General features: G+C 48.5%; 9 protein-coding genes. 1 reads left to right on the forward strand and 8 read right to left on the reverse strand.

Features of this window, described 5'->3' with window-relative positions; translation table 11 throughout:
* Window positions 1-87 precede the first annotated feature (87 nt).
* From OCV68_RS04485 to ppdK, 8 genes are all read right to left on the reverse strand, one after another.
* Window positions 88-1,536 carry a glycoside hydrolase family 26 protein gene (locus OCV68_RS04485; RefSeq protein WP_262571054.1) on the reverse strand — a complete coding sequence of 483 codons (1,449 nt, stop codon included), beginning with the start codon at window positions 1,534-1,536 and terminating at the stop codon, window positions 88-90.
* Between the two features lie 91 nt (window positions 1,537-1,627).
* Entirely contained in the window at window positions 1,628-2,134 is a 507-nt protein-coding gene (locus tag OCV68_RS04490) for an ATP synthase subunit B family protein (RefSeq protein WP_022474256.1), read from the reverse strand.
* Window positions 2,135-2,145: 11 nt separating this feature from the next.
* The gene (gene coaD / locus OCV68_RS04495) at window positions 2,146-2,631 is read right to left on the reverse strand and encodes a pantetheine-phosphate adenylyltransferase (RefSeq protein ID WP_022474255.1); all 486 of its coding nucleotides are present in this window, start codon (window positions 2,629-2,631) and stop codon (window positions 2,146-2,148) included.
* 22 nt (window positions 2,632-2,653) lie between these two features.
* Window positions 2,654-3,211 (reverse strand): 16S rRNA (guanine(966)-N(2))-methyltransferase RsmD, encoded by a 558-nt coding sequence (rsmD, locus tag OCV68_RS04500; RefSeq protein WP_262571056.1) that lies wholly within the window; start codon window positions 3,209-3,211, stop codon window positions 2,654-2,656.
* 131 nt (window positions 3,212-3,342) lie between these two features.
* Window positions 3,343-5,172, reverse strand: a complete 1,830-nt coding sequence (gene uvrC, locus OCV68_RS04505; protein WP_262571058.1) for an excinuclease ABC subunit UvrC — start codon at window positions 5,170-5,172, stop codon at window positions 3,343-3,345.
* A 63-nt stretch (window positions 5,173-5,235) separates the two neighbouring features.
* Window positions 5,236-6,180, reverse strand: a complete 945-nt coding sequence (locus OCV68_RS04510; RefSeq protein ID WP_262571060.1) for a hypothetical protein — start codon at window positions 6,178-6,180, stop codon at window positions 5,236-5,238.
* Complete coding sequence (locus OCV68_RS04515; protein WP_262571062.1) at window positions 6,155-7,327, reverse strand: MFS transporter; 1,173 nt, start codon at window positions 7,325-7,327, stop codon at window positions 6,155-6,157. Before OCV68_RS04515 ends, OCV68_RS04510 begins: the two co-directional genes overlap by 26 nt.
* A gap of 579 nt (window positions 7,328-7,906) precedes the next feature.
* Window positions 7,907-10,549, reverse strand: coding sequence for a pyruvate, phosphate dikinase (gene ppdK / locus OCV68_RS04520; protein WP_147622916.1), 2,643 nt, complete (start codon window positions 10,547-10,549; stop codon window positions 7,907-7,909).
* Between the two features lie 482 nt (window positions 10,550-11,031).
* On the opposite strand from ppdK, the gene glmU reads away from it, so the two are divergent.
* Complete coding sequence (gene glmU / locus OCV68_RS04525; RefSeq protein WP_262571065.1) at window positions 11,032-12,435, forward strand: bifunctional UDP-N-acetylglucosamine diphosphorylase/glucosamine-1-phosphate N-acetyltransferase GlmU; 1,404 nt, start codon at window positions 11,032-11,034, stop codon at window positions 12,433-12,435.
* Window positions 12,436-12,454: the final 19 nt, after the last annotated feature.

The raw sequence follows: 12,454 nt of genomic DNA on the forward strand, positions 1-12,454 counted from the left end.
TTTAAACAAAACTTTTTACCTTGCTCTTATTTGTGCAGATTTTAAACAAAACGCCCCTGACGATATATCATCAGGGGCATTATCATTTTACTTTACTTCAGATACAACAGGTTCGAATTCAAGACGTACTGTGGGGAGCTTCTCCATGGTGTAGTAGTAGTTCTCTGCCCAGTCATCGCCCTGAGAAGGATCGTTCTCGCCGCTTGCGGGAGGTGCAAATATCTTGAGTGTCATATCGCACTCGCCCTCCAGAGGCTTCTCAAAGAATGCGCTCATAAGGTCAATGGTCTTTGCCTTGGGAGACTTGTAGAACCATGTGCCGTTAAGCTCCATCATATAGTTGCCGTCGTCCTCAAAGGTAACTTCGCAGAATTGAGGATTCTTCTCGAAATGGAGAGGAATTGCCACGCCGTCTGCGTCCTCTGCGCCGCCCCATCTGAGCTTTACGGGTGCGGAAGCGTCTGCCTTTGTTTCGGTTATCTCAGGCATGAACCAAGGGGAGTGGATTATCTCCTTGTATGTCTTGAGAACCGGCTGCTCGATGCCCACATCTGCATTGTTGGGATCCTCGATCTCCAGTCCCAGGCGGCCTCTGTCTCTGAACTGATACATTGTGAAGCCTGAGAACCAGTCAGCCTTTTCGTTTACCAGGATATCGCAGAATTCCTTTACCATTGCTGCCTGATCGTATGCGCCCGTAACATCGCCGTCGGCGTTGAACTCGCTCATTACCATGGGCTTGCCCTCGCCGCCGTTAAGGAACTTGTAGCGCTCAAAGCTTGCCTTGGTCTTTTCATAGGTCTCTCTTACGCTGCTTCTGGAGTGGGTGGAACCGCCCTTTACCGCAACGTCATAAGGCCAGCCCCAGTGGAGTGCCATGTACTTGTCAACAGACCAGATATCTGCGGAGGGGATAGTTGCCTTGAACTCCTCTTCCTTTTCCATCTCGGTCTTGTTAAGGTCCTCGATGCCGCCGATGCAGATGATAGTCTTTACATTGGGTGCATACTCGTGGATAATATCGGTGAAGCGAACGAAGAAATCGCCGATCTCCTTGTAGGTAGCTCTCTTGGTGAAGCTGAACCAGTTGCCTGTAGCCTCGTGGTTGATTCTGAGCATCATTCTGCCGAAAGGACGGAGATCCTTTGCAATGGCGATAAGCTGCTCATCGGTGCAGTGGGGGTCAACTGTAAGTGTGAGGGTAACGTCCTGACCGTGGCGGCGGACATCTCTCATGCAGGTGAAAGGCTCGTCATCGGTAGTTCCGCCGATACCGCCCTTGTAGGTGAAGTAATCGTCATAAGGGTAGTCCCACTGGAAGGAAACGTTTGCATCCTTCATTACCTCGGATATTCTTCCGGGCCACTGCTTGTCAAAGGGGTAATAGCAGTACATCAGGCTGATGCTTCTGTGAGGTCTGCCCATCTTGTGGAGTATGTAGTCCTGGTTTACATACTCGCCTCTTTCGGAGCCGTCGCCCAGGTCAACGGCGCACTTTGCCTTGCCCATGTGGACATTGTAAAGGTTTTCATTCATGGATATAGTCCTCCCATAATTATTTATTCACATTTAGACATTTTATCGGACAGGCATAACGCCTGTCCATATCATTTTAAGCTTGCTAATGTTATCTCTGCTGATTTGGGATATTGGGGTTCTGCTGAGGGATATTGGGATTTGAGGTGCGGGGCATCTTGATAGAGCCTTTTGTTCTCTTTACGGAAGTAAGGCTCTCTGCCAGAGTTTCCTCTGTCTTGGTGAGAATGTCGATGATATACTCATCGGCAGCGTTCTTTACAGCTCTTGCCTTGATAAGTGCGTTCTTCTCTATCTCAGCAGCTTTTGCCTGAGCAGCCTTGGTTATCTCGCTGTTTTCCACCATTGCGCTGGCACGGGCCTCCGCACGGGTGATGATCTCCTCAGCCTGCTTCTTGGCATCGTCCATAAGGGACTTGCGGTCCTGAACAATGCTCTTGGCATTCTTTATCTCATCGGGGGTGTACATTCTTATATGGTCGATACATTCTCTCAGCTGATCCACATCGACCACGCTCTTCTTGGAGGAAAAAGGGATAGCCTGAGCTTTATCGAGGATCTCGTCCATTGCGTCAAGATAATCTTCAAAAAGTGCCATTTTACTTCTCCTTACTGTTCGGGTTTAAGTCTTGCTTCAATATCCTTGAGTATGCACCTTGGAACAAATCGGCTGATGTCGCCGCCGTAATAAGCCACCTGCTTTACAACGCTGGAGCTGAGGTACATATTTTCCGAGCTGGTGGTGAGGAACACAGTTTCCGCACCGTCATAGATATTCCTGTTGACCAGTGCCATCTGGAACTCGTACTCAAAGTCGGTAACGGCTCTGAGACCCTTTACTATAGCCACCGCTCCCACTTCACGGACATAATCGGAAATAAGGCCGTAGCAGACATCTACTTCAACATTTTCAAAATCCGCTGTGACCTTTTTTATCATTTCCACTCTCTCTTCGGGAGTAAAAACGGGAGTTTTCATCTTATTTATCGCCACAAGGACAATTACCTTGTCGAAAAGCACGGAAGCCCTGTGGATAATATCCCTGTGACCGAAAGTAACAGGGTCAAAGCTTCCGGGGCATACAGCTATTCTCAACCGTATCAATTCCTTTCGGATATCATTCTTCATTATCGACAGGCAGGGGAACACGGTAAACAGTTACCTCTATCTTGCCGTATCTGTAGGTCTTTTTCTTTTCAAGCTTACCCACATTGTCGGGAAGCACCAGACCCTTTTCATGCTCGCAGACAACAATGCCCCTGTCGGACATTTTGCTTTCCAGAAGAGGGAGCGCCTGCCCGATAAGACCGTGCCTGTACGGAGGGTCGAGAAATGCAATATCAAAGGTCATTCTCACGCCACGTACAAAGTCGATGCTGTCCATAACGGAAACTGCGCTGTCACGGACAAAGCCGCAGGCAGTTACATTCTGACGTGTTATCTCCGCCGATGCCTGACTTTTGTCAACAAATCGGCAGTATTTTGCCCCTCTTGAAAGGGCTTCTATTCCAAGCTGACCCGAGCCGCTGAAAAGATCCAGCACCACTGAGCCTTCTATATCAAACTGAATTACGGAAAAAATAGCTTCCTTCACCATATCGGTGGTAGGGCGAACGTCCTCCCCCTCAAGGGTAACGAGCTTTCTTCCTCTTGCCAGACCGGTTATTACCCGCATATTATCTCCAATCTTTCCCGATGAGCACCTTTTGCATACATCGGAACTGTCAAAAATTACAAAACGATTACACGATACTATTTCTATTATAACCCAAAACAAAAGCTTTGTCTATAAGATAAAATGAATTTTCAGAGAGAATTTTGCACAAATTCATACACATCATTTGCTACACTTTGACTTATGCCGCCTGCCTGAGCGATCTCCTCAACGGTGGCTTTTTTCAGATTTTCCACAGTCTTGAAGTGGGTCAGCAGCTTCATCGCCTTTTTCTCGCCAATACCCTTGACGTTTGTTATGCCAAGCTCAAAGGTGGATTTTCTGTGCTTATTCCGCTGATATGTGATAGCAAAGCGGTGAACTTCGTCCTGGATACGTGTTACCAGCAGGAAAGCGGACTTTGTTTCGGAAATGCCTATCTCACCGCCGTCGCTGGTGATAGCTCTTGTGCGGTGGTTATTGTCCTTTACCATGCCAAAAACAGGTACGGTTATATCCAGCTCCCACAGCACTTCATTGACCGCAGCCAGCTGATTTTTGCCGCCGTCCAGCAGGATAAGGTCGGGGAGACGCTTGAAGCCCTCGTCCGTTTCCTCGGGGTCAAGGTAATGCTTAAAGCGCCTGCGCAGGACTTCCTGCATACAGGCAAGGTCGTTCTGGATAACATTTTCCTTGATGGAAAATTTCTTGTACATCTTCTTGCAGGGGCGGCCGTTCTCGAAAACTATCATGCCCGCAACCATGTCTGATGACCCCAGGTTGGAAATATCGTAGGACTCGATATAAAGGGGCGGCTTTTTAAGCCCCAGCATTCTTGCCAGCTCTTCAAGGGCGGATATCTCACGGGCAGTTCTGCCCACCTTTATAGAAAGATACTCCTCTGCATTGGACTTTGCTATCTCCGCCAGGCGCATATATCGTCCCCTCTGGGGGCTCATAACATCAACAGCATGACCCGAACGCTCCCTGAAAAATCTCTCCACGTCCTCGGGGCTTTCAACATCAGTACCAAGGACGATATTTCGGGGTATCTCCCGTCCGCTGCCGTAATACTGGGTGATGAAATCTTCCATCATAACAGTCTCGCTGTCCTCTTCGCCCAGGAACACCTCTTCACGGTCAAACAGCCTGCCGTTCCGGTACATGATGACCGCAGCGCAGGCTTCTCCGCTGTTTCGTGCAATGGCAACGGCGTCGGTGTCGGGGAGCTTTTCGGCAATGATGTTCTGGCTGTCCGCCGCTCTTGAAACGGCGCTTATGCGGTCACGGAGCTTTGCGGCAAGCTCAAAATCAAGCCGCTCTGCCGCCTCGTTCATCTGGGCGGTCATGCGCTCCACGGAAGCCTCCGAGCCGTTTTTGATGTAATCTACAGCCTCGTCGATTATCTTTGCATATTCCTCTTCGGAAATATTGCCCATGCACACGCCCATGCACCGCTTGATGTGATGATTAAGGCAAGGCCGACCCTTGCCGATGTCACGGGGAAACTGCCTTTTGCAGGTGGGGAGCATGAACACACGGCTGACCTCTGCCGCCGCTTGCTTTGCCACAAAGGAGCTGGTGTAGGGGCCCATTATCTCGCCTGTTTTGGGCTTCTGCATCTCCGCCGTAATGCGTGAATAAGGGGGCGGGGAAATGCGGATATAGCTGTAGCCCTTGTCATCTTTCAGCAGGATATTGTACTTTGGGGTATGCTGCTTTATCATTGAGCATTCCAGCACCAGTGCTTCATACTCGGAGGTGGTCACGATAAAGTCATAGTCATAGACATTCTCCACCATTTTTGCCACCTTGGGCGTGTGGTTGGGTGTCTTTGCAAAATATGATGACACACGGTTGCGCAGATTTTTCGCCTTGCCGATATAAATTATATGCCCTGTTTTATCCTTCATCTGGTACACCCCGGGGGCGGTGGTGAGCAGATAGGTTTTTTCTCTCAGATAATCGAGACGCTCGTTCATAGCAATGCCCTTCATTTGATTTAATAGTATTATTATTCTATCACAGCCCGCAGATTATGTCAATCACACAACATAGCCCACCATGAATCTGTCTTTGAATTTTCCGTCACAAAGGGCAGCTTCCGTTGAGGGGTACAGCACGGAATGGGCATGATTCCCGTAGCGGTTGAATGTCCGCATATTGCCGCCCTCGCTTACCGCCGCAAAGGTGTGTATCCCCAGATACAGCCCCATAACAGGCCAGCGGTAGCATATTATCCCCGCCCTGCTGCTGGATAGCGCATCATCAAAGCTTTCCTTCGGACCTATCTTTACAAAGGGCACATTAAATGCTTCAAGGCAGCTGCCCACCTTGTACGGGTCGCTGCCCCATGTGCCTTTGGGCGCAAGCCCCAGTATCCTTACGGCTGCGTTCATCTCAAACTCGACCGCAAGCTTGAAAAAGTCAGGCTCTTCACCTGCAAGGGTCAGGGCATTGTAAGCCGCCATGACCTCGCAGCACACGCCCGACATCTTTACCCGACAGAATTTCAGCTTTGGAAAATTTCCGCCGCTCTGATTTATGAGCAGCTCATATCCGTTGTAAATTTCTTTTGACGATCTGTTAAGCCCGATGTTTACATTGGCAAAATAATTCCTGAGGGGCTTTCTCGGCACTTTTGTCTTTTCAAAGCCCATGTGATTGAGATATGCTTCACTGAAGCGTATCCAGCCCTTTGGGGACACAAGCTTTGCTGCCGTATCTCCGCCTGCGGAAAGCACTCCCGCTCCGCACCTTAGCATAAGGTGTCTTCCATTGCAGGGGACTATTTCCCATATCTGATTTTCGCTTTCCGAAAAGCTTTCAAGCCCTGCGGAGCCTTCAGAAAGGGTCAATGCTCTGCCGTCATTTAATGAGCAGATCTTATATCCGCCGCCTAAGCGCATGAACCTGAAAGGCTGATCTTCAAACGCCTTTCCGCCTATGATAATGCGCATTATTTCATTGTGCAGTGCGTTTGCGTCCATTTCCACATTCCTTTTCCGTCTTTGATATCATTATGAGCAAAAGTATAAAGAAGAAAGCGATATATACAGGCATTATCTTCAGGCTGATATGGTTTGCCAGGAGTCCGAAAAGGGGAGGCATAAAGGTGGAGCCCACATATGCGCTTGCCATCTGGATACCGATTATGCCCTGGGAATTTTCTGCACCGAAATTATTTGGCGTGGAGTGGATAATGCAGGGATATACAGGCGCACAGCCAAGACCTATGACCACAAAGCCGATCTCGGCGACAATGCTCACAGGAATTGCGATAAGTGCCGCACCCACCAGCGCCAGGGAAGTTCCCAGCCTTATCATTTTATTGTCCCCGAGCTTGTCGGAAATAAAGCCCGAAAGAAATCTTCCTGCGGTTATGCCAATAAAGAAAAGCGAGCCGAATGCGGCAGCCTCGTCCTTTGAAACGCCTCTTGCGCCCTCAAGATAGCTGCTCGCCCAGAGCATCGTGGTGGCTTCCGCCGCACAATATGACATAAAGCCTATCAGCAGATAGGGAACTCCCTTTATTTTGAACGCACCCTTTATGCCCAGCGGCTTTGCGGAGCCTTCAGCCTCGGAAGCAGTCTTGTTTATCTTCCATAAGGGCCACGCCAGCACCAGTATCAGCGTGATGCCGAACTGGATATACGATACCGTGCGGTAGCCGTTTGTCCAGCCGGAATGGGTCAAAGCATAGCTCATTATATAGGGGCTGACGATAGTTCCCACGCCCCAGAAGCAGTGGAGCCAGCTCATGTGGCGGGAATTGTAGTGAAGCGCCACATAATTGTTCAGCGCCGCATCAATAGCACCTGCGCCCAATCCGTAGGGGATACCCCACAGGCAAAGCTGATAAAACTCCGTTGATGTGGAAAAGCCGAACATAGCCGCAGCGGTGAGGAACACGCTTATAGTCGTCACCGCCCTTGTGCCAAGCTTTTTGGTCAGTCTTTCGGACATAAGCCCAGAAATGATAGTTCCGCCTGAGATTATCATGGAAACAAAGCCCATGTATGACAATGGTATGCCATACTCGGCATGAATAGTGGGCCACGCAGAACCCAGCAGAGAGTCGGGGAGACCCAGACTTATAAATGCGATGTATATCACCGCCAGCAGAAGCAGATACATATTATCCCTCTTTCATTTATTGACCGTCACAAGTGCCGTAAATATTTTTCCGAACTCATATGCCCTTTGCAAAGCTTTCCGCCAGCTGAGCGGTGTTTCCTCCGGGTCGGCCGCCGCCCCGCACAACAAGGATATTCTTTCCCATATATTCCTCCGAAACATTTTTCGTCCATTATAGCACAGGGCATTTAAAAAGTAAAGCCGGATTTTTATTAAATTTTTATTTCATCATTTCTTTTACGCAGGCAATAATTCCCTTTTCTGCGGTCGGCAGATGAGCTGAAAGAGCCTGTTCTTCTCCCACCATGATCCCGAGACCGTAAAGTGGTTCATGAGCATAGTATAATACTAATCACCAATAAAACTATAGACAAAAAATCATCGCATAATCCATATACGCAAGATTATGCTCAATTTTTTGTATAGTTTTTAATTGGTGCTTAGTATAAGCAAAAGCCGTCTTGCAAATGCAAGGCGGCTTTTTTGCATAAAAGCATTACAATGCACAAACCGATCCCCCACAAAAAACACCCCGTATCAAATGATACGGGGTGAAATTTGTTTATTGAGAAGTCAGAATTACTTCTGAGCTTCCTTGATTGCAGCCTGAGCAGCAGCCAGTCTTGCGATAGGCACACGGAAAGGTGAGCAAGATACATAGTCGAGGCCAATTTCGTGGCAGAACTCAACAGATGTAGGATCGCCGCCGTGCTCGCCGCAGATACCGATGTGGAGCTTGGGGTTAACAGGCTTGCCGAGCTGGATAGCCATCTTCATGAGCTTGCCAACGCCAACCTGGTCGAGCTTTGCAAAAGGATCGTTCTCGAAGATCTTGGTGTCATAGTAAGCGTTGAGGAACTTACCAGCATCGTCTCTGGAGAAGCCGAATGTCATCTGAGTAAGGTCGTTAGTACCGAAGCAGAAGAAGTCAGCGTCCTTAGCGATATCGTCAGCTGTGAGAGCTGCACGAGGAATCTCGATCATAGTACCAACCTCGTACTTGAGATCGGAACCTGCTGCTGCGATGATCTCATCAGCAGTCTTTACAACGATGTTCTTAACGAACTTGAGCTCCTTATCCTCACCAACGAGGGGGATCATGATCTCAGGAACGATAGTCCAGTCGGGGTGCTTTGCCTTAACATTGATAGCAGCCTTGATAACAGCTTCAGTCTGCATCTTAGCGATCTCAGGATATGTTACAGCAAGACGGCAGCCTCTGTGGCCCATCATGGGGTTGAACTCGTGGAGAGAAGCAATGATGTTCTTGATAGTCTCAACGGACTTGCCCTGAGCCTTTGCAAGAGCCTCAATGTCAGCTTCCTCAGTAGGAACGAATTCGTGAAGAGGAGGATCGAGGAATCTGATAGTAACAGGGTTGCCCTCGAGTGCCTCGTAGAGAGCCTCGAAATCGCCCTGCTGCATGGGTTCGATCTTAGCAAGAGCTGCTTCTCTCTCTTCAACTGTATCGGAGCAGATCATCTCTCTGAATGCTGCGATTCTGTCAGCCTCAAAGAACATGTGCTCTGTACGGCAAAGACCGATACCTTCAGCGCCGAGCTCTCTTGCCTTCTTAGCGTCAGCAGGAGTATCAGCATTGGTTCTAACCTTAAGTCTTCTGTACTTGTCAGCCCAAGCCATTACACGGCCGAACTCACCGGCGATCTGAGCATCAACGGTAGGAATGATCTCGCCGTAGATGTTACCGGTTGTACCGTCGATGGAGATGTAGTCGCCCTCGTGGAAGGTCTTTCCGCCGAGCTCGAACTTCTTGTTCTCTTCATCCATCTTGATATCGCCGCAGCCGGATACGCAGCAGGTACCCATACCACGTGCAACAACGGCAGCGTGAGAGGTCATACCGCCACGAACTGTGAGGATACCCTGGGAAGCCTTCATACCGGTGATATCTTCGGGAGAAGTCTCAAGACGAACGAGAACTACCTTTTCGCCCTTAGCGTTCCAAGCCTCTGCATCATCAGCAGTGAATACGACCTTACCGCAAGCAGCTCCGGGAGAAGCGCCGAGGCCCTTTCCAAGAGGAGTAGCAGCCTTCAGAGCCTTAGCATCGAACTGAGGGTGAAGAAGAGTATCGAGGTTTCTGGGGTCGATCATAAGAACAGCTTCCTGCTCGGTCTTGTGGCCTTCGTCAACGAGGTCGCAAGCGATCTTCAGAGCAGCCTGAGCGGTTCTCTTACCGTTACGGCACTGGAGCATGAAGAGCTTGCCGTTCTCAACGGTGAACTCCATGTCCTGCATATCGTGATAGTGGTTCTCGAGGATATCGCAAACCTTGATGAAATCAGCATAAGCTTCGGGGAACTTCTCTGCCATCTGAGCAATAGGCATAGGAGTACGAACGCCTGCAACAACGTCCTCGCCCTGTGCGTTAGTGAGGAACTCACCCATGAGCTTCTTCTCACCTGTAGCAGGATCTCTTGTGAAGGCAACGCCTGTACCGGAGTTGTCGTTCAGGTTACCGAATACCATGGGCATTACGTTAACTGCAGTACCCCAGGAATAAGGGATATCGTTGTCACGACGGTAAACATTTGCACGAGGGTTGTCCCAAGAACGGAATACAGCCTCGATAGCGAGCTTGAGCTGCTCAACAGGATCGGAGGGGAAGTCAGAACCGAGCTGCTTCTTGTACTCTGCCTTAAACTGCTCAGCAAGTGTCTTGAGGTCAGCAGCGGTGAGCTCTACATCGTAATGTACGCCCTTTTCTTCCTTCATCTTGTCGATGAGCTGCTCAAAGTACTTCTTGCCGACTTCCATAACAACGTCGGAGAACATCTGGATAAATCTTCTGTAAGAGTCGTAAACGAATCTCTCGAACTTAGGATCGGAGTTGCCTGCGATCATAGCAGCAACAACGTCGTCGTTAAGACCGAGGTTGAGGATTGTATCCATCATACCAGGCATGGAAGCTCTTGCGCCGGAACGAACGGAAACGAGAAGGGGATTCTTAAGATCGCCGAACTTCTTGCCGTTTTCCTTTTCCATCCAAGCAACGCCTTCCATAGCCTGAGCCATGATCTCGTCGTTGATCTTTCTGCCGTCCTCATAGTACTGAGTGCAGGCCTCGGTGGTGATAGTAAAGCCCTGAGGAACAGGAAGACCTATCTCGGTCATTTCAGCAAGGTTAGCGCCCTTACCGCCGAGAAGGTTACGCATAGTCATATTACCTTCTTTAAAAGTATAGACCCATTTTTTTGCCATTGGATTTTACCTCCATATAAATATAGATTTTTTTCACGGCCGCAATTTGAGAATTGCAACAATTTACATCTTTTTCCCACATATATAACAGTGCATTGTTGTGCTGCCATGAACATAACTATATTATAACAGAAATATATGTATTTTTCTACTGTTCAATAGCAGAAAAATTGAGCCCGTATCTTTGGCTATTTTGACCAAAAGATTGTGATTTTCTATAATAAAGAACAATTAAAGTAAAATGCACTTGAAATATCCATCAAACTGTGGCATAATAATATTTGAAAGGCATATTGGCAGAACGCCATATTTTTACAGCCTGTATATTGATTTTGCACAATATACTTTAAGTATTTATTTACCGATGGCAGAAGCAGTAATTTAAGATACTTGATGTATAATCAAAGTTTTATAATACATAAAGTATATTATAACAAAGCAAGTGCAATTTACAGTTCTTTATAATCAGGAGAATTTATACTATGAGTAATAATTCTAAAAACTGCGCCGTTATCCTCGCAGGAGGACAGGGCAAGAGAATGAAGTCAGATCTCCCCAAGCCCATGTTTGAGGTTCTGGGTCTCCCCATGCTGGACTGGGCGATAAGAGCCTGTGAGGACGCAGGCATAACAGATATCTGCGTGGTAACAGGCTTCAACCACGAGGTCATCGAAAAGCACCTGGACGGCAAGTATCACACCGTTTTCCAGCCCCAGAGAATGGGCACGGGCCATGCGGTGATGATGACCATAGACTGGCTCAAGGAGCGTGCTGACGGCAACGTGCTTATCCTTAACGGAGACGCTCCATTTATCGACAAGGATACTATACTTGGAGCACTTTCTCTTCATGAGGAGAAAAACAACGCCGTTACAGTTATAACCGCCGAGCTTGATAACCCTTACGGATACGGCAGGATACTCCGCCATGATGACGGCATTTACGGCATCGTGGAAGAAAAGGATGCCACTCCCGAACAGAAGAAGATAAAGGAAATAAACTCAGGCGCATATTGGTTCGGAGTTGAAAAGCTCATCTATGCCCTTGGTGAGATAAAGCCCAACAATTCTCAAGGAGAATATTATCTTACCGACTCGGTTTATATCCTTATCAGCGCAAAATTTCGTGCAGATGCCTATATTTCTTCAAATTCCGATGCGGTTTTAGGTGCAAATGACAGAAAAGGTCTTTTGTTATTGAATAATACCGCAAGATTTGCTATAATAGAAAGGTTGATGGACGAGGGTGTCGAATTTACCTGCACCGACGGCGTTACTATCGGCAGGGACGTAAAGGTCGGCAAGGGTACGACTATCATGCAGGGAGTTATCCTCAAAGGAAACACCGTTATCGGCGAAAACTGCAAAATAGGCCCCAACTGCATCATTGAAAACTGCACAGTTGGCGACGGTGTTACCCTTAACTCCGTTCAGGCATTCGACAGCGAGATCGAGGACAGTGCAAAGGTAGGTCCTTTCGTTCAGATACGTCCCGGAAGCAAGATCTGCAAGGGCGTTAAGATCGGCGATTTCGTTGAGATCAAAAATTCCGTTATCGGTGAAAACACCGCTGTTGCACATCTTACCTACGTTGGCGATTCCGACGTGGGAAGCGGCGTAAACTTTGGCTGCGGCGTAGTTACCGTAAACTACGACGGCGAAAAGAAGTTCCGCACCACTATCGGCGACGATGCTTTCATCGGCTGCAACACTAACCTTGTGGCTCCCGTAAAGATCGGCAAGGGCGCATATACAGGCGCAGGCTCCACTATTACAAAGGACGTTCCCGACGGCTCTCTCGCAGTTGAGAGAGGAACAGCCAAGATAATAGAGGGCTTCGGTCTCAGAAAGCTCAAGGGCAGGATAGAAAAGAACCACAGCAAATAATACCTCAAAGGCACAGGCG

This window comes from Huintestinicola butyrica (assembly GCF_025567215.1).
Lineage (GTDB): Bacteria > Bacillota > Clostridia > Oscillospirales > Ruminococcaceae > Huintestinicola > Huintestinicola butyrica.